The organism is Vibrio tapetis subsp. quintayensis (genome assembly GCF_030409945.1).
In the GTDB taxonomy this organism is placed as follows: domain Bacteria; phylum Pseudomonadota; class Gammaproteobacteria; order Enterobacterales; family Vibrionaceae; genus Vibrio; species Vibrio quintayensis.
In genome coordinates, this window is record NZ_JAUFQV010000026.1 from 213019 (window position 1) to 239726 (window position 26708).

Genomic DNA, 26708 nt, shown 5'->3' on the forward strand with positions numbered 1-26708 from the left:
TTACCTCGGTATGAGACGGCTCTCGCCAAGAGGCAACTTGGTTTACGAAATGACTACATTTCTTTCATCGCAGAAATGACCGATGGGTCGTTAAGAAGGTTGAACAACAAGCTTTTGGCGGATGAGCGCTGGGCATCAGATAAAACCTTTTTCGGGTTTTCTCTAGATTGAGTCAGGATATTTTTGATAAAGCGGCTGTTGGTACCAGAAATCTCATAGACATACCTTAGTGTGTCTAGCAGTTCATTTTGTTGCAGGCTATAAACGCCCATCTCACAACTCAGATTATCCATAGAGAGGAAGTTGTTTACGACGACTTTACGCTCAGCTTTGAACTTCTCTTGAGCTTCGTAGGAATCAATCAAAGCCTGTACTCTTTCGGCGATTGCGACAGGTACTTCCATTGTTTTCGTTTCATGAGTCATTACTGGTTGTCCTTTTTACTAGGTATCATCACTAAGCCCAGTGTACGCTTTATCTCGCGTTAACATCAACGTTTGGATTGAAGTAAAGCTACGCAACAGCAAAAAAATTAACGTTACAGTGATCCTGTTACTTATTTGGTGAGATACCCAGCTTTAAGAATGCTTTGGTAATGAGGGGCTATCTAGCCAATATGCGTCATTTCGTTAAGGGTAAATTGCGCTACACAACCTTCAGTAGCGGCTACGTAGTCGGCAATATGCTGGCTTGCTAAATGAGCTTGAAGTAGCTCTTTTGACGTCCAGTTCTCGTAAAACACGAAATGCGTTGGGTTGTCGTTATCTTGATGCAAATCGTAGTTGATACAACCTTCTTCAGCTCGAGTAAGTTCGATTAACTTGAGTAGTTCTGTGCGAACGAGTTCGATTTTGTCTTCGTTTGCTACGATGTTGGCGACGATGGTTAGCTTTGTCATGTTTTACCTTATCATTAAATTTGACGGGAAAAATGTCCGAATATCTTGATTGCTCTCGTGTTGTTGATCGCTATGATAGAATAAATCTTAAAAACAAAAACAGCGCAATGATTGAAATATTATCAAAATAAATTTGATAATTAATAAGGCAGGACCCGCCTTTACTTGAATCTGAGTTAAGTAGGTAGCGTATGTTAAATAACATTAATCTAAATTTATTGCGCTCATTACACGTGTTGTTGGAAGAGTGTCATGTGAGCCGAACAGCGAATAGGTTGAATATAAGTCAATCTGCTGTGAGCCGCCAACTTTCTCAATTACGTGAGCTGTGTGCTGACCCGTTGCTAGTGCGTCAGGGTAATTTACTCATACCGACGCCAAGAGCTCTCGTTTTACGAAGCAAATTAGATGCTTTGTTTGCTGAATTTGATCACCTGCTGGATGAAAAGCCGTTTGCTCCTAGTGACTGGCAAGGGGAGGTCGTACTGGCTTCCAGTGATTACGTGGCGCAGTATGTGCTGCCTGATATCGCCGCACATTTAAGTGATCTTGCCCCTCAGTTAGATATGACCTACCGGCTTTGGCAGCCGGATCAGTTGGACAAACTTCATGAGGCAGGGATTCATATTGCTTCGTCTATGTACCCTGAGAAACCTGAAGGGGTGTCGAGCATAAACATTGGGTCTGACTATTCAGTTTGTCTGATGAGTGCGACTCATCCTTTGGCTGATAACCCAGATCTTGAAGTGTACGATTTGATACGTTATTCACATATTAAGGTGACAGGAGGGGGCGATAAAGATTCGCACACCGATCTCGCGCTTAGGAATCTGGGGTTGGAACGTCATATTACGTTAAAAGTCCCTTTCTTTTCTGCTGCCATCAATCGATTGGTATCCAGTGAGCACTTGATGGTCGTACCTGAGCACATCGCAAGAAATTTAAGCAAACACTGGAATTTGAAGTATAAATCCTTGCCGTTTGATATGGCCAAACACCAATATTGGCTTATGTGGCATCCGAAATACGACAGTGACTCTGCTCATAAATGGCTGCGAGAAGAAATTCGGGCTGTGATGGCCTTGGCTGAGTATTCGATTCGATAGCAATCCACTCGATAGCTATCCCGTTGAGATTACCTTTTCCTATGATTCAAAATCATGACCTTTATGCGTAAATATGATTTCCTTTCATGCCATGTCTGTTGGTAGATTAAGCTCAAACAGGAGAGTTTTTTATGACGTTAACAGTTTGGTTATCACTTTTTATTGTCTGTCTTTTAGGGGCGATGTCCCCGGGGCCTAGTTTGGCGGTAGTTGCAAAGCATTCCTTAGCGGGAGGCCGCACCAACGGCATCGCGGCAGCTTGGGCTCATGCGTTTGGAATTGGCATTTATGCCGTAATCAGTTTGGTTGGCTTGGCTGTTGTCTTGCAGCAGAGTGAGCTGTTGTTTAAGTCGATCAGCCTCGCAGGTGCTGCGTATTTGGCTTATTTAGGGGTAAATGCGTTACGTTCAAAAGGTGGTGTTGCGGCTAAGTTGGAGGGGGGAGATGAGACCAGTGTGATGCAATCGGCACGCGAAGGCTTTTTGATTTCAATATTGAACCCAAAAATCGCACTGTTTTTTATTGCTCTCTTTAGCCAATTTGTGGCACTCGGAAACGAATTGAGCAGCCAGCTCATTATCGTGGCCACCCCGTTATTGCTCGATGGCTTGTGGTATACGTTGATCACTTTTGTACTGTCTAGTTCTCGTGTCGTTGAGCGTATTCGAGCACGAGCCGTGTTGATCGATCGCTTGTCGGGGATTTTCTTAATACTGCTTGCGGTTAGAGTTGTGGTGACGATTTAGCGCATTTGTACTTTTTATTGGATAAACACTAGGGGCAATCATCAGTGATTGCCCCTAGTGTTTATAGCGGGTTGATTTACAGTGCTTGTTCGGCAGGTACTAGCGAAACACGATGCGAAATCGCATGTAAAGCGATGTTGTGGATCATTTCATCAACCGTCGTGCAGCAATCAACCAGAACAGAAACTGAATACTTACTCGCCGCTGGTGAGATAGCCGTGTGAGTGACACAGTTTTGGGTCATCATGCCGCAAATGAGTAACTCGTCTATGTTCTGCTGTTGTAAAACCTCTTCCAAATTGGTTTGTTCAAACCCATCGGCAAATTGTTTAGTGACCACGTCAGCATTAGGAGCCAATGCTAAAATTTCTGCGTGAATATCCGCACCTAGGCTACCTTGATTAAAGAAAGGCGCGATACCGTTAGCCGGATCAGCAATATGCTGAACATGAATGACAGGTATGTTCTTAAGGTTGGCTTGTTTGATTGCGGCTTTAACATTAATGAGCGTTTGTTCGGTATTCCACAATGGGAATTTGCCCTCTGGGAAGTAGTCATTTTGTAAGTCGACGACGATGAGTGCTTTGTTATTCATGGTTTTCTCCTGGATAAATAGATCATGAGTTGCTTCAGTAGGAGAATTATCGCCGAAGATGAGAGTATACTTAATAGTCTAAAATGATATATTATGAGTCAAAAGCGACAAGGTGTGTTATCAGATGAAACAAATTTCTATCGGTATCTATCATTACTCCAATGCGTTGAAATCGGCCATTTACGGACTAGAAGAAATGTTCATGTTGGCTAACAATATCTGCAAAGAGCAGCAGTTGAATATTCGGTTTTCTCCAACTATTTTTGTAGAACCGCCTTCGATAGAGCAGAAATTTGCCGTCATTTTGTTGCCGCCGAGCTTACATAGCCAAGCGTACCTCCAAGTTAATCCAAAAGATTTAAATTGGCTCATATCTCAACATGAACAAGGAGCGACGATAGCAACAGCGTGTGCTGGCGCCTTTATCCTTGCAGCCACCTCGTTAGTGGATAGGCGAGCGGTGACAACACACTGGGGTTTGTCTGAATTATTCCATCAGACTTTTCCTCATATAGAGTTAAAAAGTAATGAGATCCTCATTGATCATGGAGACGTGATCACTGCTGGTGGCATGATGTCTTGGGTTGATCTTGGTTTTGAGTTGATTAACAAGCACACCAACGCAAGTGTAATGCGCAACCTAGGAAAACAACTTGTCGTAGATACAGCACCAAGAGAGCAACGCTTCTATCAACAATTCAAGCCCACTCTTTTGCATGGTGACCAAGCTATTGTTCGTATTCAACAGAGCATGAACTTAGAATATATGCGTGACATAACGGTTCAATCGCTTGCGAGTCATGCCAATTTGACGGTCCGAACAATGCAGCGCCGCTTTGTAAAAGCGACCGGTGATAATCCGAATCGCTACTTACAGCGGTTAAGAATTCAAAAAGCGTGCGATCTGATAGAGAGCTCACAAGCTTCGTTTGAAACCATCGCTCACCAAGTTGGATATGAAGATGCCAGTGCCTGTCGTAAGGTTTTCATCAAAACAATGGGGCTGACGCCAAAAGAATTTCGTATGCGCTTCACAAGGGGTTGAGTACTGAAGCGTCTATCATAGTAAATCTGTTCTTATTTGTTACTGTGGAAAAACAATCTCGCCAGCGTTTTGATGTTCTCATCAATGCTCTCAAGTGCGATATTTCCAAACCCCAGTACGACGCTTTGCCACTTTCTAGGGGGCGCACAATCTAATTCGTAATAGCTTAAAGGACGCATGATGATGCCTTTTTCGTAAGCGCGCTGTACCCATCTTTTCTCGTCGATGCCATTGGCCCACCTCAATGTTACATGCAACCCCGCAGCTTGGCTTATGATCTCTACTGAAGACCCTAAGTGGGTGTCTATCGACGTGACCATTTGTTGGTGTTTTGATTTGTACAAACGGCGCATTTTGCGAATGTGGCGTATTAAATCCCCCTCTAAAATGAAGTCGGTTAATGCCGCTTGAGTGTGTGGTGGGGAGTCACCTGTGATGGCGTCTTTTATCATTAAACAGCGAGAAACAAGTGATTCAGGGACGACCATGTAGCCCACCCGCATACCGTTAAACATGGTTTTGCTAAACGAGCCAATATAAATGACGTGTTCATCTCGGCCCATTTGCCCCGCCAATCCTTGTAAACTGGTATAAGGGCGGTGCGCAAATTGAAACTCGCTGTCGTAATCGTCTTCAATAACCCATCGATTATTTGAGTGAGCCCATTCAATAAGTTGAAGCCGTTGCTCAATGTTTAATGACGTGCCCATTGGGTATTGGTTGCTGGGGGTAATATAGAGTGCGCGCGCGTCACTTTTTAATATGGTGTCGAGTTGTTCGTGAAACGGCTGAGTAACGTCGACGGGGCGCAGTTGGTGCCCCAATAAATCGATGATTTTTCGCATTTGGGTATAACCGGGTTGCTCCATCAAAACCGCGTCGTTTTTTTGCATAACGGCCATTAAAGCGATGCTTAACGCCTGTTGTGCGCCAGAAGTAATAATGATTCTGTTTGGATTGCAAATGACAGAACGGCTGGTGGCGAGGTAATCAGAAAGAGCGGTTCTAAGTTCAGGGCTCCCTTGTACATCTTGATTACCCAGTAGGATGGTTCTCGAGGCATGTCTTTGTAACAGCTTTTGCCATTTTGAGACCGGAAACTGGGCTAAGTCTGGCACGCCTGGTGCGAAGGGACGGTTGATGTCTTGAGTAGAGACGAGGTTAACCGTCTTTTTGTCCGTAGAATGAGCGGGTAAGTAGTGTTCGGGCAATTCTACTGCAACGTAAAAACCAGAGCCTTGGCGACTTTCTAGATATCCTTCGGCAACCAGTTGTTCATAAGCAGAAGTGACCGTATTTCTTCCAAGCGATAGCTCAGTCGCGAGTTTACGTGTTGATGGAAGTTTTCCTCCTTTAGGCCAAAGGTTGTGAACAATTTTATCTCTAATGGCGTTGAACAGCTTGCCTTGTCTTGAGCCTTTTCCGTCACTTAGCTTTAAATCACCGATATCGATTAATTGCACAACTGGCCCTAACTATTAAAATAAACTGGTTCTAAAAAACATACCAGTATGTCGCTATATTGCAATCAACAGGTAATGAGAATTAGGGACAAGCCATGAGTTCATCGACGAATAACACCAAAAATTCAGACACCAATAATCCAGCTTCTAATATTCAACTTTCTAGCACGAGCAGAAGTACGATTAAGAAAAACGTAAAAAAAACCAGTTTTGACCCACAAGCTTTGAATCAAATCATTGATGAAAGTCTGATTGCTCATATGGCAATTATTGAGGAGTCGGGCCCAATTGTGATCCCAATGTTGGCTTGGCGTGTTGAAGATAAAGTTTATATCCATGGAGCCAATAACAGCCGTCTGTTGAGGAACTTAAAAAAAGGTGTGCAAACTTGTTTAACGTTCACTTTGTTTGACGGCTGGGTATTGGCACGCTCGGCTTTTCATCACAGTGCTCATTACCGTTCAGCGGTTGTGTTTGGGGCGTTTGAAGTTGTTGATGACAACCAAGAAAAGGATCGCTTACTGAATCACTTCGTTGAACAGATTGCTCCAGGGAGAACAGGCGAAGCACGATTGAGTAATCAGAAAGAGCTTAATGCGACAATGTTACTGGAAATGCCGCTGACAGAGGCATCGGTAAAGATCAGTAATTTTGGTGTGAGCGATGATTTAGCAGACATGGAATTGCCGATATGGGCTGGATATTTACCTTACAAAACCGTTGTTGGTCCGCTGAAATCAGCAGAAGACTTGGCCCCGGAAATTGAAATGCCTGATTACAGCCAAGCATATGGTGAAAGGTGGTGTCGAGAAGCGTGAATAGTGAGATACTGGCGGCCTTGCAATAGCAGATTAACAATGCAATAGGTTACCAATGGCGAAAAAATTTTATGTAGTTTGGAAAGGCAGACAACCCGGTATATTTACTTCTTGGGCAGATTGTAAAGCACAAGTCGATCAATTTACCGGGGCTCGATACAAATCGTTTCCGACTCAAGCCGAAGCAGAGCAAGCGTTTGGCAAAGCATCAACAACGCCATTTAGTGGTTCTGCGCGCAAACCGAGTGGGTCGGGTGCTAAAGCCGGCTCTTTCGCGAAAAAGAAGCCGAAATCGTCGCCTTTGACTGATGAAAAAATTGCCCAAATGCCTTACGAGTACAAAATCTATACCGATGGTGCGTGTGAGCCTAACCCTGGTGAAGCGGGCGCAGGGATGGCGGTGTATCGTGATAATAAAGTCGATGCCCTTTGGTATGGCATGTATGAAGCGATGGGAACCAACAATACCGCGGAACTGAATGCGCTGCACCAATCATTTATTTTGGCAAAAGCGCTCATCGAACATGGTAAAACCGTCGCCATTTACAGTGACTCAAGTTACTCGATTCAATGCATGACGACGTGGGCCAAAGGTTGGAAAGCCAAAGGTTGGAAGAAGTCGTCTGGGGAGATCAAGAACTTAGAACTAATAAAGATCATGTATGCATTGTATTTGCAGATCGAACCTAAGATCGCGATCCATCACGTGAATGGGCACGTTGGTGTCGAAGGCAATGAATTGGCTGACCGAATGTCTATACTTGCCATTGAAGCCAAGGAAACCGATTTTACTCGCTTCACCAAAGAGATTGATGTAGCAGGGTTACTTGCCTTACGACGAGGTTGATAGCAAAGAGATTGATTGCGAAGTTAGGAATCAAATGGGTAAGCATCAAGCCGTCACTGACTGTGGCGGCTTGTTCTATCTGAGTGCGTATTACATTAACGCAGGGTGTTATATTTGTTTGCTTCCATGGTGCCCATTCTCATCGAAATTAACCACAACAGCGTGGCCTGAGTCTTTCTTTTCATTTTGATAGAACCAGTTGTATTGGCCTACGAGACGCTCGGTCAACTCCAATCCTAAACCAAATCCGAGGTGACTGTCTTCTCCGCTATCAGAGACGTTGTGATTGACGATAGAGACGCGACGGCCTTCTTGTTTGATTTCTACGTGACCTTCTTGGGTATGTTGAAAAGCATTGCGAATAAGGTTAACGATGACAATGCGGCATAACCCTTCCGGTAAGCTCGCTTTTGAGTTATCGGTTTGCAACCGAACATCCACTTTCTTTCCGGCTAACATGTATTCTAAATCCTGGTTAATTTGAGTCACCACTGCACTAAGTTGTATGACATTTTCTGGTAATTGTTTACTTTCTTGTCGCGTTAACCAGAGCAAGGTTTCCGTAAGATTCGTCATGGTGAATCCAGCGCGCTTAATGCGCTCTAACACTTCCAACTGTCTGCTAGGGCTCATGCCTTTAATAATTAGTTTTTCCAGTAATTCGCAATTGGTTCGTGTGACCGCTATCGGGGTTCTCAATTCATGGCTCGCATAACCAAGGAATTTTTGCTCTCGTTCCAAACTTTCTTGAACCGAGCCTAAACTGCTTTGTATGATCGTGGCTAAGGTGTTGAGTTCACTGTAGTGAAAATCGGGAACGACTTGGTTCAATTTGTCTTGATTCAGATCTTTTGCCCAAGTTTTGAGTTGCTTTACCGGCCGAGTTATTCGTCTCATCACAAGCAGCAATATGGCAGAAAATAGGGCGATACAACCCAGCGCGGTGATGAATATAATGAGGAAGTGCGGTATCTCATTCATCCTAAATAGTGTTTTGTCTGGTGTATTAAACGTTGTTGTCACATAGCGAAAGTTGTCGTCATCGCCGACCTTCATCACGAAATGTCCTGATTTTGGTGGTGAGAAAAGCGTTGCCCCCACAACATGCTTACTGAGCACGTCAAATTCTATGTCCTCTTCATGAAAGCTGTCCTGAACTTTTTGAGGCAGATCTTGCCATTGTTTGGCGATAACGAAGCCTTCAATTGGGAGATCGTTATCCGATAGGGGCAAGTCTTCACTCGCTTGGATGTACATGGAGACACGCATTGATACGTCCATTCCCGATACAAAATAATGGACACTAAGGGCAGATAAAACCAATATTGTGCTGATGCCTGTGACCGACATCGCGAGTAACACATAGAGTCTAATACTTGGTCTTATTCTCATTATTTTGCTAGGTCCTTTATCGCAAATCCTTTGCCTGGAATAGTATGCACCAGTTTATGGTCGTTATTGGCATCCACCTGTTTACGAAGATTAAATATGTGTACTTTTAGACTATTGCTATCGGGTTGTTCGTCGCCCCAAATGGTTTGCATGAGTGTTTCTCGTGAAATGGTTTTGGGGCTTTCACGCATTAATATGTCTAGAATCTTCAGAGCAGTTGGAGATAGCTTGAGTGGGTAACCGGCCCGTTCCGCATGTTGTTGCGCCGTATCGAGCACCAAATCCGAGACCGACAGTTTGGTGATTTGGCCACTTCGCCTCTTCGCCAGTACTTGGGTGCGTACGATCAACTCTTCCATCGCAAACGGCTTGATCAAATAGTCGTCGGCGCCCTTTGAAAAACCCGCTAACTTATCATCCAATGTGTCTCTCGCGGTGAGCATGAGCACCGGGACATCAATACCGTGTGCCCGCAGTTTTTCGCAAACTTGCAAGCCGTCCATCTTGGGTAGGTTGAGATCTAAAATAACGGTGTCGTAGTGATTTTGTTGAATGAGGTTAAGACCTGCAACGCCATTGGCTGCGTGGTCGCATTGAATGTCTTCTAACTCTAGGTAGTCGATGACGGCAGTCGCGAGGTCGAGGTCGTCTTCAACAAGCAGTAATTGAAGTTTGTCTGTGATCATAAAGCCCTCATTTTTATTGTTATTACGATTGTGATTGGTGTTGATAGAACTCGTTGTTACCTATTACCTGTTACCTGTTACCTGTTACCTATTACCTGTTACCTATTACCTATAACAGACAGCACCCAAACTGAGTGCTGTCTTATCATTTGCAGGTCAGACTATTTATAGGTTAGATAACGTTAGAACTCTGGTTAGATAGCTCTCCAACACTTATCGCCGCATCGTTGTTGTTAGAGTTCATTTTATTTTTTAAACGCACCAGAATTGCTTTAATTTCCATTTGAATCATTAACAGTGATGGGGTAAGAATCAAAGTAATAAATGTCGCGAACAAAATACCATACCCTAATGCCGCAGCCGCTGGAATCAGGAACTGAGCTTGTAACGATGTTTCACCCAATAATGGTGATAGCCCTGCAAATGTCGTTACAGATGTGAGCAGTACAGCACGTAATCTACCTGTACAGGCCTGAACGATAGCATCATGAACCGACATGCTTTTTTCTTTAATCAGTTCGTTAAAACGAGATACCAACAGCAGGCTGTCATTGACCACCACACCACTGAGTGCCAGTATGCCGTTCAAAGACAGGATGCTGATGGTTAAGTCGTTCCACCAGTGACCCAAGATCGCCCCGACAATGCCAAAAGGAATCGCGGTCATAATGATTAACGGCTGAACGTAAGACTTTAGCGGAATTGCCAACAGCGCGTAGATAGCAATCATAGCAAGCATGAACATGCTAGTCATAGAGCTGGTGGTCTCTTCTTGCTGCTCAGCCTCGCCAGCGAAATCGACCGTTAAGCTTGGGTACTGTGTTTGCAGATCCGCGACGACAGTTGCTTTTAACTGGCTAACTAACTCGTTTGGCGCGATGACGTCTTTGTCTAACACGGCGCTGATGTATACCGCTCGTTGGCTGTCAATTCGTGTGATCTCAGAAACTTGATAGTCAGAGATGATGTTTGCAACGGTATTAAGGGGTACAACGGTGCCGTCTGGCGTCCTTACATTGGCTTGATTAATATCGGCAATGGTTTGACGATCCGCTTCTGGGTACCGAACTCGGACTTTTACTTCGTCTTTACCACGTTGGAATCTTTGCACGATATCGCCACCAAACGATTGCAGTACCTGCTTTGCAAGACTGGCCGTATCAAAGCCAAGTGCGCGTCCTTGGTCGGTTAATTCGAAGCGATATTGTGGCTCGCCTAAATCTAAATTGTGGTCGATACCGCTTACACCATCAAGGGTTTGGAGCTGAGCCATCAGTTGGTTGCCAGCATCAGTAACCGACTCATCATTCCATGATTTTATTTCTACTTTGAAGTTATCGAGCATCTCCATTTTAGATAAGACTTTGAGTTTTTTCACGCCCTCTAAGTTGCCCACCAATTCAGACCAATGCGTGGAAAACTCGTTAGATGGGTAAACGCTGTCTGAATCCAGTTCAACGCGAACTTGACCCGAATCGTCACTGCTTGCGATGATTTGCAAACTGGTTAATTCAGAGGCTTCTTTTTCAGTACCATACTTTGTGCGCAGATCAAGATCCGCTTGCTTGGCTGCTGCTTCAATCACTAACAGGTTAGACTGAGTTTGGCCAAAGCTAGCATCATTTAACATCGACATATCAGCGGTGACGGTGTCTCCTGGGATGTCAGGGAAGAATGCAACGCGAACGCCTCCCGTCATTGGCAGGCCAGCCACCAAAATTAGCAAAGAAATGAAGACCATTAATACGGCATAACGGAACTTGAGTGCCCACTCAATCACACGGCTGTAAACTTCTTGGTTGAACCATTGTAAGCCGGAATCTGCTCCATGTTGTATGCGGCTCCAAATGCCTTTTGTTTTACCGCGATGCGTGTTGATGTGCGCTAAGTGTGACGGAAGAATAAACTTAGATTCAACTAATGAAAGCAGTAAACAGATGGTAACTACGGTGCCGAATTGAGCGTAGATCTCACCCATTCGACCTTCGACGTTCGCTAGCGCTAAAAAGGCAACAACCGTGGTCAGGACTCCGAAAATGGTTGGTGCGGCAACTTTCATCGTGCCTCTTATGGTGCTGTCGATGGAGTCACCGTCGGATTTTCGAGTCGAGTAAATGCTTTCTCCTACCACTACGGCATCATCGACCACTATCCCTAGGGCCATAATGAAACCAAATGTGGTCATCTCATTAATCGTGAGGCCAACAAAGGAGTCGGTCATAAAAAACAGTGTGCCAAAGAAAACGAACGGCAGACCGGCAGCCACCCAAAACGCCACACGCACGTTTAAGAACAGAGCCAAGACGATGAACACGAGCGCAATACCCGTTAATGCGTTTTTCACTAACAGAGATAAGCGATCTTCGATCATGGTGCTTTTGTCGTACCAGGATTCGATTTCGACGTCAGCGGGTAAAATATTGCTGTTTTGCCAGCGCTCAATTACGTTCTCTGCTTGTTCCACAATGTTGATTACGTCGCCGTATTCATCCATAACGATTTGAATTGCGATGGAATTTTCTTGGTTATAACGTGACAGAATGAACGTATCATCCTCGAATGTGTCTTTAACTGTGGCGATATCACCTAACGTTATTTGCGTACCCGTGCTGCTGGTGACAACAGGAATCGCATTGAAATCTTGCAGTTCATAAGCTTGTTCAGACACTTTCAAGCGCACGGTTTTGTCGCCATTTCGTAAGCTTGTCGACATCGCGGTTGAAGACTCTGCGTTAATGGCTTCAGATACATCTGTTAATGTTAGGCCGTAAGCCTGTAGCTTGTTCTCGTCCACTTCGACCGAAATCATTGGGTCGGCTTTGGCTTTAATTTCAAGATCTCGAATACTCGACTGGCTCAGTAAGTCTGATTTTAACTGTTCGGCTAGTGACTGTAATGTGGCACGATCTGCATCGCCATAAAGTTGAATCCATAACGCGTGATCTTGCATTCTGGCTTTATCGATTACAGGGTTGTCCGCTTCAGACGGCAGGTTGTTTACGGCATCAATTTTGGTTTTTACATCACTGAGCAGTGTATCGAGGTCGTATGAACTCTCTTTTTCAATCGTAACGTGGCTGCCTGATGCATCGGAAGTGGAGGTGATGCGCTTGATTCCAGGAACGGTTTCTAACGCGTCTTCAATTTTTATGGCTAAGCCTTCTTCAGCTTGAACTGGGTCACCACTGTCGTAGTTAACAGAAACGGTTACTCGATCGGGTTCTAGGCTAGGAAACGCCTCTTTACGTAATGAGTTAACTGAAAACAAACCAATAACGATCATGCCGACGAGCAATAGGTTTGCTGCGACAGAGTTATTGGCGAACCAGGCAATGGCGCCGGTGTGTTGTTTTTGCCCAGACATAATTAGCCCTCAACCTTGGCGGTAACAAGAGTACCTACTTGGAAATTGCTTAATGGGCGCTTGACTATTTGCACTTGAGATACGCTGCTTTCGTTGTTCAACGATGATGGGGAAATATAAACAAAGCCATCTTTTTCAAACTGAGTGTCTGCAGCGGATTTATTTAGCTGGCCATGCTCGTCAACAAACCATAACTCTCCCTGTTGGGAAACCGCTGACGACGGCAATTGCCAAAGTTGTTCAAGCGAGCGACCATTAATGGCGGCTTTTACAAACGTCCCTGGGTACAGGTCAGCGTTTTGTTCTAATGGCTTTTCAACGACGACAATCAATGAACGTTGTCGAGTTTGTGAAGATAAGTGCTGTTCAATACGGCCAACATAACCTTGCCATTGATGGGCTCCGTCTGAGCTTTCTACCAATACCGGCCATTGACTGTGCGCAAGCTCTGCATTGTCGAAAGAGGGCAAGTTGCGCCATTGTGCTTCAGAAAGGGGAATGTCAATTTCGATTTCATCAACGCTATACAGTGTTGCCACTTGAGTACCCGTTTGAACGTAGCTACCCGGTTGAATGTCTCGGCTCACTACCAAGGCATCAAAAGGGGCTTTGACTTGGGTTCTATCTAAGTTTTGTTGTGCCGTTTTCAGGGCTAGTTGGGCGTTGTCTAATGCGGCTGTTACTTGTGCTAATTGTGGTATTCTCAATACAAGGGGGGAATCCGGCTCGCCCGTTAAGCCGGAGCGTTCCCATTCTGATTTGGCTTGTTCACCTTGGCGTTGTTCTTCGAGTAGGTTGAGTTTGGCTTGTTCAACGTCAGCTTGAGCTTGAGTCAGCGCTTGGCGATAACTGGTGTCGTCAATACTCGCAATGACGGTGCCTTTTTTGATCACTTGTCCTGATTCAAATAGTGAACTTACTTGTTCAATTCGGCCTGATACTTCCGCAGAAAAGTTCAATTCGTAACGTGATTTTGCTTCCCCGTGGCCGACCACTTCCGCTTGATAGTTATTCGCTTGTACATTGATCACCGCGACTTGTTGCGCTTGGCTTGCAGCGTTTTTGCTAAGCGCTTTGGCTAAGGTAGACTCGAGTTGTTGCTCTGCACTGGCTGGCGCTTTAACCTGAACGTTTTGTTCTGGGCCTTTTGGGGCCATTTGAGAACCGTTATAGGCGAGGGCCGCAAAAATGCTACAGCCTGCGATAAGAGTAATGGCTAATGTGATGGTATTGAATTTCATGCGGACACTCCTAGGCCAAGTGCTAGGCCTAAATCAATTCGGTTAACAAGACGGTTATAAATGGCTTGCGTCAGTTGAGCTTCTAAGTCGTAGGTTTGCTGCTGAACAGTAAGGAGATCAAAAATGTCGACCAAACCTTGACGGTATTTCTCTTCGTAACTCACAAAGCTTCGTTGCGCGCTTTCTAGCGCATCGGTTAAATGTGATTGCTGCTGGGACAAAGATCCTTCTTGGCCAATGGCATTTTCAACTTCGTTAACTGCGTTGAGTAAAGCTTCTTGGTATGCCCAGTAGCTTTTTTCTGTTGTGAGTTCTGCCACTTCTGCTTGCGACTTAAGCAAGCCACCTTGGAAAAGCGGCGCAGAAACCTGCCCTAATGCACTCCATAAAGGACCAGTTAGTAGTGCCTCACTTGGGGACTCTGCCATGTCTGATAGGCTTGCTTTTAAGCTGATCGAAGGCAGCATCGCTTTATAGGCTGCATCGGTACGCAGTGACTCGGCTTCTATGTTTAGGAACGCTGACTGGAGATCTGGTCTGCGTGATAAATCTTGCTTTGGCATATTATCGAGCGGGCTCAATATTGATGGAAAAGTTGGTGATATTTCAGCAGTAAGATCGTCACCTTGCCATTGCCCAGAGAGCAACATTAAGCTACGTTGGCTTAATGCTAGTTGCTCTTGATAGTTGGCAAGGGTCGAGCGAGTCGTGGCACTGCTGGTTTTGGCATTATCCAGTTCTTGTAGGCTGCCAAGTCCGGCACGGTATCGATCGAGAACAAGGTTTTCATTGTTTTCTAAAACGTCCAATCTCTGATTTTCAATCGCAATCAACTGTTGTTTCAGGCTTATCTCTAACCAAGTACGCATGATGTTTGCGGCAACAAGATCCCGCGCGGCTTGCAAATTGGCTTGTGAGCTTGCGATGTCTTTGTAGGCGGCGTTATTGCTGTCAGCCAGTTTTTGCCACAAGTCCAGCTCCCAGCTCACGGCAACTTCGGTTGTGTATGACGAATCGCTGTCTTGTGCTGCGTTACCGGTGAAACTTGCATTTACCGTTGGTAAGCGGCTAGAGCCAGTAATACCTTGTTGTGCGTAGGCTATATTCAATGCAACAACATTCTGCTGGAGGCTAGGATTATTCTTGAGAGCGTTTTCTATAAACGTGTTCATTTCTGGAAGTTCTACTAGCTCGGTGAGTTGGGTATTTTGTCTCTGGTCGTTATTTTCTCCACCGGCTTGTTGCTCAGAGCTTTTGTCTTCAATAAAGTGCGTTAACATCTGCTGGTTCGTGATGTTGTCATTTGCGAGTGTTGCATAGTCAGTTTGGCTCGTGGTACTACAACCAACTAAGCTTGTGAATACGAGTGATAAAATTGTGTGTTTAAAAGGAAGATTGGGCATCATCTTTCATCTCCTGTCATGATGAAAGCTAGGATACGGATTTCTGGGTTAAGGCTGGGTTAACGTAGGCCAGCATAAGCAATAAAAATGGCTCACGAGTGAGTATTGAAATTGAATCATTACGGATTAACGACAATAAGAAAGGAATGAGATGAGCACATTATTTAAAGATTTGTTCAGTGAAGATTTTTACCATGGGTTAATCAAAGTCCTCAATGACGTGTTACCCAACTTTGATGAGCGAGTTTTCTTGGAAAAGGTGCGCGCAGATGACTTCGAACAGCTTGAAATGAAGCAAAGGATCACTCGTACCTGTGAAGTATTGCATGAATTTATGCCTGCCGAATTTGAAGAGGCGGCGCCATACTTGGTTGAGGTGGTGCGTAAGCTTCAAGCTCAAGAGATTGTGGAAGACAGTTTGGTGTATTTGTTCATTCCTGAATACGTTGAACGCTATGGTATTGGTGAGTATCAATTGGCGGTTGATGCATTTGAAGTGATCACGCCCTTTATCACGTGCGAATTCGCCGTGCGACCTTTCATTGTCAAATACCCACAAATGATTGATCAAATGCAGAAATGGACAGTGCATTCCGACCGCCGAGTCCGCCGTTTAGCCAGTGAGGGGAGTCGGCCGAGGCTGCCGTGGGGAATGGCGCTGGCAGAGCTGAAGAAAGATCCCGCTCCGATCATGCCGATTCTACTCGCACTCAAAGATGACGAGTGCGAAGTGGTTAGACGTAGTGTGGCTAATAACTTGAATGACATAGCGAAAGACAATTCTGCAGTCGTGATCGAGTTTTCTCAGCGCTACTTTGGTGATAACACAAATCGAGATAAGCTGATCAAGCACGCCTGCCGCACGTTGCTAAAGCAAGCGGAACCCAACACCTTAGCGTTGTTTGGGTTTGATAGCCAAGGTATAGAATTGTCTGAATTTGTAGTCCATACGGCGCAAGTGATGATTGGCTCGGCACTAGAGTTCTCTTTCGAGGTATATAACCGCAGTGAGCAGAATAAAAAGCTTCGTCTGGAATATGGCATTTACTACCAAAAGCATAATGGCACTTTGGCTCGTAAGGTGTTCAAGATCAGCGAGCGAGAAATTGCAACAGGCGAGCGATACCCAGTAAAACGTAAGCAGAGTTTTAAAGTCATCACGACTCGTAAGTTTCACCCGGGGTTACATCAAGTATCTATTATTCTTAATGGCCGAGAGCTGAGCATTTGTGATTTTAGTTTGGTTGGTTCGAGTGACCGCTAAGCAGTGAGTCTTTAATTTGGTCCTATTCTGAAAATAACCATATAAAGTGTGATGGATTTATCATTTTGATTGTTCTGGTCCGCGTTATGCGTTCGGAAAAGAGAGGGCTTGCTACACTTTTTAAGTAAGCAAACAATAACGATTAAGCTGGAATCTTGTGGATATACACACCTTAGCAATTATAAGCGTGCTGTTGTCTCTGTCTTTAGGCGGAGGGCTCTTTCTTTGTTATCGTTTTATGTTTCATGGTGAAGTCAAAGGGGTCAATTATTTTTCGTTTTCATTTACATTGATGGGGGCGAGTATCATCCCAATTTGTTTTGGGTTTCATTCTAGCTACTGGGCGTATGTCCTGTATTCTAATGTTATTTATCTATTATCTATCTGTGCGCTAGTGCTTGGAGTCATTCAACTCAGAGATTATTCTGGCGTATCAGGGAAGCGCTTTGCATTAGCAGTGACGCTTAGCTCGTGTCTCTTGATCGGGTATTTTATTTTGATCGAACCATCGCTTACTGGGCGAGTCGCTGTTCGGAGTGGTTTTACGGCGTTGATGTGTTTTATCGCCGTCTATATTAACGTCACGTCAGTAAAAAAAGACAGCAGAACACCCGTAATGATTTTGGCTGCAGTATTATCTGTGCACGGCATGTACATGATGGTAAGGGTTGGGTTCACATTGAGTGAAGAGAGTTCATTGGCGTATTTCGATTTGTCATTTCTTCATAAAATGGTCTATTTAATGATCATTATGGTAGTGATTTCAATCAGCTTTGCCGTGTTCTGGATATTGACGGAAAGGCTGATAGCAAAGTTGCATCAATCGTCAGTATTTGACCAATTGACGAACTTGTATAATCGCAACGGATTGGAAGAACTGCGTGAAAAATGGCGCAAATCTGCCAGAATAAAAACAAGTACGATGTCTGTAATTATCGCTGATTTAGACCACTTCAAAAGGGTTAATGATACGTTTGGTCACGATTATGGTGATCTTGTTTTGTCTTCGTTTTCTAAAGTACTAAAGAGCCAGTGTCGAGACAGAGATTACTGTATTCGTTACGGGGGAGAAGAGTTTCTCGTCGTGCTACCGGATACCGAACTCGATCGAGCAATCGTAGTGGCTGAGCGAATTAGAAGTGCAATTGAGCATCATTTTTCTGGTGAGCAAGACCTCAAGAAACACATCACAGCCAGTTTTGGTGTTGCAGAAAGTAATGAAAATGAAAGCTGGGAATCCCTATTAAAAAAAGCCGATCTCGCCCTTTATGATGCCAAAAATTCAGGTAGAAACAGAGTCTGTTGCGTTTCCTTAGGTTATCAAAATTATGCTGAAATTAGATAGCCTTGATCTTTATTTGAAAAAACTTCGAGTGTATTAGTGAGTCATCAAGTGAATGAACATTCTCTTATGGCGAACAATAATGCCGCGACGTTACCTCTCCCTTCCAATCTTTGTTCTCTTTTACTCTGCTGAATAAAATAGATATTCATATAACAACTTGATGTTATGTGGCTTTACCTAACACCGCTGAGCTAATCACTAAATGAAATTGGTAAAGCAGTTGTATAAAACAACTACGGGTGCAATTATTAGATTGCCTGAATGATTACCGTTTATGGCAATCACCGTGTGGATAATTGGAACAATAAAAAATCTATTAAAGATTATAAATGGAGTTACGCAGTGGATATTAAAAAAACGTTATTGGCAACCGCCATCTTCGCATCAGCAGGGGTTCAAGTAGCCGTCGCTGCCCCTTATGTGGCAGACGCAAGAAGCAACGGTATGGGCAATACAGGGGTAGTCTCAGCGGATTTCCTGACTTCTTCATTTCATAACCCGGCTCTTGGTGCTTTGTACCGTGAAAATGACGACGTGGGAATTCTCATTCCTGCGGTTGGAGTGAATGCAAGAGATTCGGACGATTCGTTGCAAACGATAGATGACATGCAAAAACTGTATGAAAAATCGAGTGCTGTCGATCCATCAGACGCGACAGCATTAAATAATTTGCTCAATCAGCTTGATGGTAATGCGCCTATAAATGTGACGGCTGGGGCCGGTTTTGCTGTTGCAATTCCAACTGAGCATGTTTCTCTGAATTTTTATGGTGCTGGCTTTACTGAAGTGATCGCAATTACAGATGTGGCTGCAGATAATGGTGATGCACCTATTGATGTACAGAAACGTTATGAGGACTCTAAGGTGGGTATGGTGGCCTTTGGTACCTACGAATATGGCTTGTCTCTTTCTAAAGTCGTGCCGATCTCTGGCCATAATATCTCGTTTGGTATTACTCCTAAATTTCAGCAGCTGTTTACTTACTCGGCCATCGATAAAGTGAACGATTTTAAATTTGATAACTATAAAGACAGTGAAGTCACACAAAGCGCGTTCAATTTTGACCTCGGTGCAGCTTGGGTGCAAGGCGCCTATCGTGTGGGCTTGGTGATTAAAGACGTTTTGTCTCAAGAGATAAAAACGCAGAAAGGTGGCTACACGTATAAATTGAATCCACAAGCAAAAGTGGGCTTGGGTTACGTAACAGAGTTAATTACGGCAAGCATTGATTTGGACTTAACTAAACAAGAGCGATTCAATACTTCGTCAGATGATACTCAGTTTGCGCGTATCGGTGTTGAGGGCAATGCATGGAACTGGGCTCAGTTACGTGCTGGCTATGAAATCGATATGAAAAACAACGTAGATAATGCCTTTACGTTTGGTGTCGGTATCAGCCCTGGCGATCTTGTTAGCCTAGATCTTGCAGGTACATACGCAGGAAACAACCAATTTGGTGGCTCACTCAACTTGGCGTTTACGTTCTAGACCTGTTCACCGGCGGCTCTAATTACGTGGTAAACATCACTTAGATATAGAAATGCCTCTGCACTGGTGTGCAGAGGCATTTATCATTTGATTTCTAGCAACTTGCTTTAGAGGTCGGTCACTATTTATTTGTTAATCCGTTAATCGAAACATACTTGTGAGTAACCAGCAAAGTTAGGGTTATCACCCGCAACATAAGCACAGCCTTCTACTGTATCAAATATCATCGCTTCTACCGTAACAAAGTCTTTACCGTTGTATTTTGTCATGTTGATTGGACGTTGGCTAAATAACCACTGCATTGATTCAACCGTAAGCTCCGGTGAATAATCTAAGAAGTTGGCAGCGGCCTCTTCACGTGCAAAGGTGCTAAAGAAGGCTGTATTCGCTTCAAGAGCGGTATTGGTTTTAAGAAACGACTCTTTGAAATCTGCTGAGTGATTAGCATGTACCGAACCACGCTCAGAGTACTGTGTTACGTTTAGCCCATTTTCTACCGTAATTTCAATCGCAGCATGGCCGCCGTTGTTATCGGCAACGGTAAAGTTGAAAGGAATGATGGTCTTGACATCTTTAATGGTATCAATGAAGGCTTCCACGCTTTTAGCCGCTGTCGCCGCCGCAAATACGGCATCTACCGTCACTAGTTCATCATTGTCTATTCCTTCAACGCCAGCAGGCTGGCCCATAAAGTTAATGACAATACCGACGTTTTTACCCATGCCTTGGAAATGAGCGCCGTCGGCAATAACAAATATTGAATCTTCTGTTTTTACCACAGTGGTATGGTCGGTTAGGCTGCTTGCTAAGCTCAAGTCGTTAGTTTGGCCTACAATGCCATTATTGAATGCGACAGAGGTACAGCCTTTCATGGTATCAACGTCTTCACTGGCAGACATGCTTGCTTTAATGGCTTGGTTAACGCTGTAGTCAACTTGAGAAACTGATGCAAATACTTCAGCAACGGGTATGCCACGAAGTTGAGCGGCTTCTTCCATCATTGCGACGTATTTAGGGGCAATCTTTCGGTTGTTTTCTACTGCTCTTTCTGCCGCTTTTAGTACTTCAGGGCTGAATTCACCCAGAGGCTGTTTTGCCATGATGCTGGCTAGTTCGTGTTGACCTTGATCTGATACATCAATCACGATAGCCCCTTTTTGTACGGCTTCGCGTTGACCGTCAAAGAACGCCAGATCATCACCTGCAACATTTAGTGATGCGCTTGCTGCCGCAGAAAAAGAAAGAGCCATTGTGATTGCTAGGATTGATTTATTCATAATTTGTTGCCTCTGATTAGTTTGAAATAAAGTGCTTCGTTGTGAAAGTCATTTGCCTCATCCCCTGAGGTCTGATTGAATTATCCACTAATATTTCCTAATCAATAAATAGGTTTCCTATGGTTTTTCCATAGGGTTTGAAGGAGGGTGGAATTTTAGCTTTAGAAACGAAAAGCGCCACAACAATGCTAATTATTAATCATGCATTGATTGCGGCGCGTTGTGATCTTGATAGTACGTTTAGAGCGTTAAACCGTTTAAGTCGTGACGGTTACGTATTGGTTTGCAGTTTCGTTGGCTGCGTTTCTTTGACGAACTGCTCTTTACTTAGGGGGTGTTCGCCGTTTTGATTGCTGATGTTTTTTAGATCTCGCCAAAGGATTGGAACGATGATTAAGGTCAGCACGATATTAGAAATAGGCACACTCATCCAAATACCATTCAACCCCATTACTTTAGGCAGCACATATAGGAATGGCAGCTGTATGACCATATTACCAATGGAAATAGCCAGAGCCTTACCACCTTGGTTAACCGACATAAAGTAAACCGATGCTAAAAAGATAAACCCATCTAAGAACAATGCAAATAAATGCAGTCTGAGGCCATTTTTGGTTGCCTCCAGTAGTGCTTGGTCACCGTTACTGAACATACTAATCAATACTTCAGGGTAGAGGTTAACAATCACTACAGTGGCGATCCCTGAAATTAAGATCACCTTGAGCGCTAACCATACCGTTGCGCGAATGCGTTCTACTTGCTTAGCGCCAAAATAGTAACTGACAGGGGGCTGCATACCATTGGCGATGCCCTCTGATGCTAAGTAGTACATGGTGGCCAAATAGCCTACGATAGCAAACGCACCTACTTGTACGGCATCGCCGTAGGTCATAAATAACTTGTTATGTACCGCTGAGATGAAGCTGAAATACAGGAACATAAACAAACTAGAAGAGCCGAGTGCAATGCTACGTCCAGCTATGGTTGGGTTAAATGCGAATTGGCGTATATCGAGCTTAATTTCAGCATGCTTTGAAAAGAAGTAACCAAAACCAAGTAGGGCAACGATGAACTGTGATATTAATGTCGCAATGGCCGCGCCTTCTAAACGGAGACCAAATTGCCCGATAAGTAAGTAATCTAAGCCGATATTAACGATTGCGCCTATTGCCATTAGGCTTGTAGCAACGTTTGGGCTGTTATCATTGCGGATCAGCATAGGAATGGCTGCGCCACCAATGGTAACCAGGGTGCCCCAAGCAAATACGTGTATGTACTCTAGGCTATAGATTTGGCTATTACCTGAAGCGCCTTGCATTGCGACGATACTGTCGCCAAGCGTAATGATAAAGATCATCGCCAGTAGCCCGACCAAAGCGATAAGCCATAGGCTCGTTGATAGTGCCAGTTTTGCTTTTTGAGGCTTGTCTTCGCCACGGAAAATGGAAACTAAACTTCCACCGCCCATACCAATCATAATACCTAAGCCCGCAATCAATCCGATGACTGGCCAAGCTAATGTGATACCCGCCAAGCCTTCAAACCCGACGTAATGGCCGACAAACATGCCATCAACCACTTGATATAGCCCGTTCACCATCATTGCCGCAATCGAGGGAATGGCGTAGCGCCAAAATGTGCGAGAGATAGATTCGTTACCTGCTATGTGTGTGGTGTCGTTTTGCATTTTGTGTGCTTCAGTCAAAAATGGTGTCTCGTATTATCCTTGTTTGTGAGATTGATGGAAGTTAGTATCCATCTGTATTTCGGATGGATTAAATGGGGGAGAATAAGATTGTGAATTGGACATTGGATCAGTTAGAAGCCTTTGTTATGTCGGTGAAACTTGGCTCATTTTCGGCAGCGGCCCGTAAGCTAGGTAAGGCTCAATCTCGAGTCAGTACTGCGATTGCTAATTTAGAAGCGGATCTTGGCTTTGATTTGTTTGATCGTTCAGCACGGTTGCCTGTGCTGACGCCACAAGGTTCAGACATTTATATCGAGGCACAGGCGGTACTTTCCCAGTGCCAGCGTTTAGAGTCGCGTGCGATGACGGTAAGCAGTGGACAAGAACTGGCATTAACCATCGCGCTTGACGAAGCCGTGCCTATTTTCTTCTTAGAAAAAGTGTTTGCGGAAATTGCGGTGAACTATCCGTCACTGAGGGTGAGCATTATCAATGGCTCTCAAGACGACATTGCTAAGTGGGTCGATGAGAAAAAAGCCGACATTGGTTTTTTATTCCATCTAAGTGAACTGGCAGACAGCTTAGAGTTTGTGTCGATAGGTCACTTTCGCCAATCGTTAATTGTGAGTAAGGATCACCCTCTCGCTCAAATTCCAGTGCCAACCTTTACTGACCTCAATCAATATCGGCAGTTAGTCATCCGAGATCGCATGGGCGAGTCTCAATCTAACCCTATCTCTTCCTTGCATTGGCATGCTGACAGTTACTATTCGATTACGTCGCTAGTGAACGTGGGTATTGGCTGGGCGCTAGTACCGGAGCATGTCGCAAACGATGACTGGTACGCAGATAGATTGGTTCAATTGTCGACTAAACACATTCCTAACTCATTGGTGGTTGAAATGGGGCTGGTGAAACGGTGTGACAGCCGAGAGGGCCCTGTCTCAGAGTGGCTGTATCAAACCATGATTAGAATGTTTTCAGAGCACTAACCCAATGTGTTCGTATTCAGTGTTGCTTTACAATAGTCTCATTTGTGTGGGTAGGTTGTACTTGCTTAATGAACAAAGCGAGCATCATTAATGCCATGGCTGTGATTTCTAGCCTATTTAAGTGCTCTCCGAGTAATATGGCGCCAGTGAGCATGGCGACCATCAATTCAAGCGAGCCTGTGACGGCGTTTTTATTCGCACATGACCTTGGCGCACCTATCATAAACAAAAACTGTGGGATTGCTGCGGCCAATAATGCAACGCCTAACATAGCCATAAACCCCATAGGAGACTGTGGCAGCAGATGAACCGGATTACTCAATAAGGCTATGGGTAGCAAGACGACTACATGCCCCATGGTGATCCACCCCATTCGATTAAGCGTTGGGATCACTATTTTGGGTTTGGATAAATATTGAACTTGAGTCGCCACTGTCAACGGGGCTAAAAAACAGCATGCGACCGCTAAAAATGTGCCATCAGGTATCGATTCAGGCCTTACTGTTAGTGAGGCTGCAATCGCGACGAGTGCAGCCGATACCAATGCGTTTTGAGATGGGGTTCGACGAAAGATGCCCCAACCGATTAATACGCTAAAAAATGGATAGCTGTAGTAAATAAGAATCGCGGTGGCAGCAGGGATAGTTTCTAACGCATGAAAGTAACTAAAGATAGCAATACCGCTCACTAGCCCAAGTAAAAAGCAACGCGCCGCTTCTGGCCAATGCTTTTTTGGGGTGCGTAAAAAGAAGATAAAAAAGACGGCGGGCAAGATAAATCGATACAAACTGACCATTTCCGCACCGAAGCCCTCTTCAAATAATAACTGGGCAAAGAAAGGGTTAAGCCCGTAAAAGAATGCTGATGCTAGAACCAAATACTGTCCATTTATTGTTGAGTTGCTATCCACGCGAGTTTACTCCCTTAACGCCGTTGTTTAAAAGAGGTGGAACAATAGCTTGCTATTGATTATTAAAATAATGAAAAATTCACCTTATTGATTAATAATGTTCATGTATTGATTCGAGTGTATCGGCACACTCGGTGGTTTATCTCAATTAAGGATGATGGGTAACCTCATGAGATTAGATTTAAAGCATTGGCAAATGCTCAAAGCGATTAACGATGCGGGTACCCTTAGGCAGGCAGCCTACACCTTGGGCATTACTCAATCTGCTTTGAGCCACCGATTGGCTGAAGCGGAAAGGCGTTTAGGTGGGCGGTTGTTTGAACGTGAGGGGCGCAGGCTTAGGCAAACCAATGCGGGACGAGCCATGATACAAACGGCGATGCAAGTGATCCCTGTTTTACAGCGAGCTGAGTTTGATTTTCAGAAAATGGCGCTCAATGAAAAGACGGTGGTACGCTTCGGTGTCGCGGCATACAGCTGCTATCATTGGTTGCCGTCATTTTTGAACGTCATGGCAAAGAAAGAGCCCAATATCCAGCTAGAGTTAGTGGCCTCTGCCACTCAGACTCCACTTAAAAATCTTCAAGATGGTTCCGTCGATGTCGTGCTGGCACCTGGGCATTTGGCTATCCCCGGCGTTGATTCTATTCCTATTTTTCAAGATGAATTGGTTCTTATCGCTCATCCGAAGCACAGCTTGGCGGCTCAATCATTTATTGAAGCGAGCGACTTAGCAAATGAAGACTACCTAACTTACAGTCAATCGGCTCAACCCGGTTTTGAGTATGAGCGATTTATTCGCCCATCTGGTGTGGTGCCGTATTTAGTGACAGTGGTTGAAGTGACCGATGCCATTGTTGAGTTAATAGCTGCGGGGTTTGGAGTGAGTATTCTTTCAAAGTGGGCGGTTCAGTCTGCAATTGACAGTGGGAAAGTGGTGTCGGTTCCATTAGGAGAAAAGACGCTCACTCTTGAATGGTCAGCCTTGGTTCGTGAGTCCGAGATTGAGAATTCCGCCGCTAGGGTGGTTTCTTTTCGGTTAACCGAATGGTTTAAAGCACTGAGTAGCATAGACTCATTTTAGTCGAAAGCGTGAATAGAGTGATCCATTCGGTATCGTTTGTGAGTGTTGCTGTGCAATGATAGACATAGTTATTCTAAGGAATTGATGTATGGAAGTGATAAGCCTAAATTCTAAAAATGATCGACTATTGAAAGTGCGAGTTTGGCGGCCAATCGGTGAAGTGATTCAAACGGTCGTTCTAAGCCACGGTATGGCCGAGCACATTGACCGTTACGATGAACTTGCTACCTCACTCACTCGTTCAGGTATGTTGGTGTTAGGTATTAACCATCGAGGCCATGGTGAAGAGGCCGAACAGTTGGGGCATTTTTCCGATGACAATGGCTGGCACTGCGTGTTGGATGATCTGGATTGCGTCATTGATTATGGGGCGAAAATCTTACCTAACGAGCGAAAAGCGTTAGTAACGAATGAAGCCCGCCCAGTTCTTATCGGGCACAGTATGGGGTCATTTATCGCACGTCATTACGCTGTCTTGAATGGAAATAAGCTTTCTGGCTTAGTGCTATGTGGATCAAATCATCAATCTCCGTTCCTATTTCAGGTGGGGCGTATCGCGGCCAAATTGGAAGCAAAGCGAATTGGGTATAACGTGCCGAGCCCGTTACTTGAAAAGCTAAGTTTTGGGAATGCAAATAAGGGAATTCGCCCAACTAGAACAGAACAAGACTGGCTTAGCCGAGAAGAGGCTTTGGTCGATGCGTATATTCAAGATCCTTATTGCGGTTTCACGTGTACGGCTCAATTTTGGATTGACTTTTTAGGTGGTTTGGCTGCGATCAGTAAAGATGACGCCTTTGATGCGATTCCAAATGACCTGCCTATATTGGTGATTGGGGGCGAGGCGGACCCTATTACGCGTTATGGGGTTGGAACCAGTGCGTTAGTCGACAAGCTTAATCAACATGGTTGCAGTAAAACGACGTATTACCTGTATCAAGGTGCTAGGCACGAATTGTTTAATGAAACAAATCGTGAAAGTATCGTAAAAGATGTTCAATGCTGGTTAACGTCGATTCACTCTTAGTGGATTAGCTGAAATGATCTTAAATGTTTG

General features: G+C 44.5%; 23 protein-coding genes. 11 read left to right on the plus strand and 12 right to left on the minus strand.

What is annotated here, in order from left to right; translation table 11 throughout:
- Positions 1–53 precede the first annotated feature (53 nt).
- Together QWZ04_RS11580 and QWZ04_RS11585 are read right to left on the minus strand one after the other, a co-directional pair.
- Complete coding sequence (locus QWZ04_RS11580; protein ID WP_290328124.1) at positions 54–425, minus strand: hypothetical protein; 372 nt, start codon at positions 423–425, stop codon at positions 54–56.
- Between the two features lie 182 nt (positions 426–607).
- Positions 608–898, minus strand: a complete 291-nt coding sequence (locus QWZ04_RS11585) for a putative quinol monooxygenase (RefSeq protein ID WP_290328126.1) — start codon at positions 896–898, stop codon at positions 608–610.
- Between the two features lie 191 nt (positions 899–1089).
- On the opposite strand from QWZ04_RS11585, the gene QWZ04_RS11590 reads away from it, so the two are divergent.
- Together QWZ04_RS11590 and QWZ04_RS11595 are read left to right on the plus strand one after the other, a co-directional pair.
- Complete coding sequence (locus QWZ04_RS11590; RefSeq protein ID WP_290328128.1) at positions 1090–2004, plus strand: LysR family transcriptional regulator; 915 nt, start codon at positions 1090–1092, stop codon at positions 2002–2004.
- A 131-nt stretch (positions 2005–2135) separates the two neighbouring features.
- Positions 2136–2750 carry a LysE family translocator gene (locus QWZ04_RS11595; protein WP_290328130.1) on the plus strand — a complete coding sequence of 205 codons (615 nt, stop codon included), beginning with the start codon at positions 2136–2138 and terminating at the stop codon, positions 2748–2750.
- 76 nt (positions 2751–2826) lie between these two features.
- On the opposite strand, the gene QWZ04_RS11600 is transcribed toward QWZ04_RS11595, so the two are convergent.
- Positions 2827–3345, minus strand: a complete 519-nt coding sequence (locus tag QWZ04_RS11600) for a cysteine hydrolase family protein (RefSeq protein WP_290328132.1) — start codon at positions 3343–3345, stop codon at positions 2827–2829.
- Positions 3346–3469: 124 nt separating this feature from the next.
- On the opposite strand from QWZ04_RS11600, the gene QWZ04_RS11605 reads away from it, so the two are divergent.
- Entirely contained in the window at positions 3470–4390 is a 921-nt protein-coding gene (locus QWZ04_RS11605; RefSeq protein ID WP_290328134.1) for a GlxA family transcriptional regulator, read from the plus strand.
- A 32-nt stretch (positions 4391–4422) separates the two neighbouring features.
- Here QWZ04_RS11605 and pdxR read toward each other — a convergent pair whose 3' ends face one another.
- Positions 4423–5853: a MocR-like pyridoxine biosynthesis transcription factor PdxR gene (pdxR, locus tag QWZ04_RS11610; protein WP_290328136.1), complete on the minus strand. Its 1431-nt coding sequence runs from the start codon at positions 5851–5853 to the stop codon at positions 4423–4425.
- Positions 5854–5948: 95 nt separating this feature from the next.
- Here pdxR and QWZ04_RS11615 point away from each other — a divergent pair, with 95 nt between their 5' ends.
- Both QWZ04_RS11615 and QWZ04_RS11620 read left to right on the plus strand, forming a co-directional pair.
- The gene (locus QWZ04_RS11615; RefSeq protein WP_290328138.1) at positions 5949–6671 is read left to right on the plus strand and encodes a pyridoxamine 5'-phosphate oxidase family protein; all 723 of its coding nucleotides are present in this window, start codon (positions 5949–5951) and stop codon (positions 6669–6671) included.
- 55 nt (positions 6672–6726) lie between these two features.
- The gene (locus QWZ04_RS11620; protein ID WP_290328140.1) at positions 6727–7518 is read left to right on the plus strand and encodes a ribonuclease H1 domain-containing protein; all 792 of its coding nucleotides are present in this window, start codon (positions 6727–6729) and stop codon (positions 7516–7518) included.
- A gap of 108 nt (positions 7519–7626) precedes the next feature.
- Here the strand turns inward: QWZ04_RS11620 and QWZ04_RS11625 are convergent, their stop codons facing one another.
- The 5 genes from QWZ04_RS11625 to QWZ04_RS11645 form a co-directional block, all read right to left on the minus strand.
- A complete protein-coding gene (locus QWZ04_RS11625) occupies positions 7627–8910 on the minus strand; it encodes a sensor histidine kinase (protein ID WP_290328143.1) in 1284 nt (427 codons plus the stop codon).
- Positions 8910–9596: a response regulator transcription factor gene (locus QWZ04_RS11630; protein WP_290328145.1), complete on the minus strand. Its 687-nt coding sequence runs from the start codon at positions 9594–9596 to the stop codon at positions 8910–8912. The genes QWZ04_RS11625 and QWZ04_RS11630 overlap by 1 nt, the downstream gene beginning before the upstream one ends.
- Positions 9597–9768: 172 nt before the next feature.
- Positions 9769–12960, minus strand: a complete 3192-nt coding sequence (locus QWZ04_RS11635) for an efflux RND transporter permease subunit (protein WP_290328146.1) — start codon at positions 12958–12960, stop codon at positions 9769–9771.
- A gap of 2 nt (positions 12961–12962) precedes the next feature.
- Positions 12963–14201, minus strand: coding sequence for an efflux RND transporter periplasmic adaptor subunit (locus QWZ04_RS11640; protein WP_290328148.1), 1239 nt, complete (start codon positions 14199–14201; stop codon positions 12963–12965).
- On the minus strand, positions 14198–15607 hold the full coding sequence (locus QWZ04_RS11645; protein WP_290328150.1) for a TolC family protein: 1410 nt from the start codon (positions 15605–15607) through the stop codon (positions 14198–14200). The genes QWZ04_RS11640 and QWZ04_RS11645 overlap by 4 nt, the downstream gene beginning before the upstream one ends.
- Before the next feature lie 148 nt (positions 15608–15755).
- On the opposite strand from QWZ04_RS11645, the gene QWZ04_RS11650 reads away from it, so the two are divergent.
- The 3 genes from QWZ04_RS11650 to QWZ04_RS11660 all read left to right on the plus strand — a co-directional run bounded on the left by QWZ04_RS11650 (position 15756) and on the right by QWZ04_RS11660 (position 19701).
- Positions 15756–16868 (plus strand): DNA alkylation repair protein, encoded by a 1113-nt coding sequence (locus QWZ04_RS11650; RefSeq protein ID WP_290328151.1) that lies wholly within the window; start codon positions 15756–15758, stop codon positions 16866–16868.
- Between the two features lie 157 nt (positions 16869–17025).
- A complete protein-coding gene (locus QWZ04_RS11655) occupies positions 17026–18213 on the plus strand; it encodes a GGDEF domain-containing protein (RefSeq protein WP_290328153.1) in 1188 nt (395 codons plus the stop codon).
- A 348-nt stretch (positions 18214–18561) separates the two neighbouring features.
- Entirely contained in the window at positions 18562–19701 is a 1140-nt protein-coding gene (locus QWZ04_RS11660; protein ID WP_290328776.1) for a conjugal transfer protein TraF, read from the plus strand.
- 140 nt (positions 19702–19841) lie between these two features.
- Here QWZ04_RS11660 and QWZ04_RS11665 read toward each other — a convergent pair whose 3' ends face one another.
- Together QWZ04_RS11665 and QWZ04_RS11670 are read right to left on the minus strand one after the other, a co-directional pair.
- Positions 19842–20978 (minus strand): carcinine hydrolase/isopenicillin-N N-acyltransferase family protein, encoded by a 1137-nt coding sequence (locus QWZ04_RS11665; protein WP_290328155.1) that lies wholly within the window; start codon positions 20976–20978, stop codon positions 19842–19844.
- 271 nt (positions 20979–21249) lie between these two features.
- Positions 21250–22665, minus strand: coding sequence for an MATE family efflux transporter (locus tag QWZ04_RS11670; protein WP_290328777.1), 1416 nt, complete (start codon positions 22663–22665; stop codon positions 21250–21252).
- Positions 22666–22775: 110 nt separating this feature from the next.
- On the opposite strand from QWZ04_RS11670, the gene QWZ04_RS11675 reads away from it, so the two are divergent.
- Positions 22776–23657, plus strand: a complete 882-nt coding sequence (locus tag QWZ04_RS11675) for a LysR family transcriptional regulator (RefSeq protein WP_290328157.1) — start codon at positions 22776–22778, stop codon at positions 23655–23657.
- A gap of 16 nt (positions 23658–23673) precedes the next feature.
- On the opposite strand, the gene QWZ04_RS11680 is transcribed toward QWZ04_RS11675, so the two are convergent.
- Complete coding sequence (locus QWZ04_RS11680) at positions 23674–24567, minus strand: DMT family transporter (RefSeq protein ID WP_290328159.1); 894 nt, start codon at positions 24565–24567, stop codon at positions 23674–23676.
- 169 nt (positions 24568–24736) lie between these two features.
- Between QWZ04_RS11680 and QWZ04_RS11685 the strand changes: the two genes are divergently transcribed.
- Both QWZ04_RS11685 and QWZ04_RS11690 read left to right on the plus strand, forming a co-directional pair.
- Complete coding sequence (locus QWZ04_RS11685; protein WP_290328161.1) at positions 24737–25651, plus strand: LysR family transcriptional regulator; 915 nt, start codon at positions 24737–24739, stop codon at positions 25649–25651.
- Positions 25652–25739: 88 nt separating this feature from the next.
- Positions 25740–26678: an alpha/beta fold hydrolase gene (locus tag QWZ04_RS11690; RefSeq protein WP_290328163.1), complete on the plus strand. Its 939-nt coding sequence runs from the start codon at positions 25740–25742 to the stop codon at positions 26676–26678.
- Positions 26679–26708 lie beyond the last annotated feature (30 nt).

Excerpts from the sequence above, each read along its gene's own strand:
- QWZ04_RS11580 (WP_290328124.1), bottom strand. The coding sequence starts at position 425 with ATGACTCATGAAACGAAAACAATGGAAGTACCTGTCGCAATCGCCGAA.
- QWZ04_RS11585 (WP_290328126.1), bottom strand. The coding sequence starts at position 898 with ATGACAAAGCTAACCATCGTCGCCAACATCGTAGCAAACGAAGACAAA.
- QWZ04_RS11590 (WP_290328128.1), top strand. The coding sequence starts at position 1,090 with ATGTTAAATAACATTAATCTAAATTTATTGCGCTCATTACACGTGTTG.
- QWZ04_RS11595 (WP_290328130.1), top strand. The coding sequence starts at position 2,136 with ATGACGTTAACAGTTTGGTTATCACTTTTTATTGTCTGTCTTTTAGGG.
- QWZ04_RS11600 (WP_290328132.1), bottom strand. The coding sequence starts at position 3,345 with ATGAATAACAAAGCACTCATCGTCGTCGACTTACAAAATGACTACTTC.
- QWZ04_RS11605 (WP_290328134.1), top strand. The coding sequence starts at position 3,470 with ATGAAACAAATTTCTATCGGTATCTATCATTACTCCAATGCGTTGAAA.
- QWZ04_RS11615 (WP_290328138.1), top strand. The coding sequence starts at position 5,949 with ATGAGTTCATCGACGAATAACACCAAAAATTCAGACACCAATAATCCA.
- QWZ04_RS11620 (WP_290328140.1), top strand. The coding sequence starts at position 6,727 with ATGGCGAAAAAATTTTATGTAGTTTGGAAAGGCAGACAACCCGGTATA.
- QWZ04_RS11625 (WP_290328143.1), bottom strand. The coding sequence starts at position 8,910 with ATGAGAATAAGACCAAGTATTAGACTCTATGTGTTACTCGCGATGTCG.
- QWZ04_RS11630 (WP_290328145.1), bottom strand. The coding sequence starts at position 9,596 with ATGATCACAGACAAACTTCAATTACTGCTTGTTGAAGACGACCTCGAC.
- QWZ04_RS11635 (WP_290328146.1), bottom strand. The coding sequence starts at position 12,960 with ATGTCTGGGCAAAAACAACACACCGGCGCCATTGCCTGGTTCGCCAAT.
- QWZ04_RS11640 (WP_290328148.1), bottom strand. The coding sequence starts at position 14,201 with ATGAAATTCAATACCATCACATTAGCCATTACTCTTATCGCAGGCTGT.
- QWZ04_RS11645 (WP_290328150.1), bottom strand. The coding sequence starts at position 15,607 with ATGATGCCCAATCTTCCTTTTAAACACACAATTTTATCACTCGTATTC.
- QWZ04_RS11650 (WP_290328151.1), top strand. The coding sequence starts at position 15,756 with ATGAGCACATTATTTAAAGATTTGTTCAGTGAAGATTTTTACCATGGG.
- QWZ04_RS11665 (WP_290328155.1), bottom strand. The coding sequence starts at position 20,978 with ATGAATAAATCAATCCTAGCAATCACAATGGCTCTTTCTTTTTCTGCG.
- QWZ04_RS11670 (WP_290328777.1), bottom strand. The coding sequence starts at position 22,665 with ATGCAAAACGACACCACACACATAGCAGGTAACGAATCTATCTCTCGC.
- QWZ04_RS11685 (WP_290328161.1), top strand. The coding sequence starts at position 24,737 with ATGAGATTAGATTTAAAGCATTGGCAAATGCTCAAAGCGATTAACGAT.
- QWZ04_RS11690 (WP_290328163.1), top strand. The coding sequence starts at position 25,740 with ATGGAAGTGATAAGCCTAAATTCTAAAAATGATCGACTATTGAAAGTG.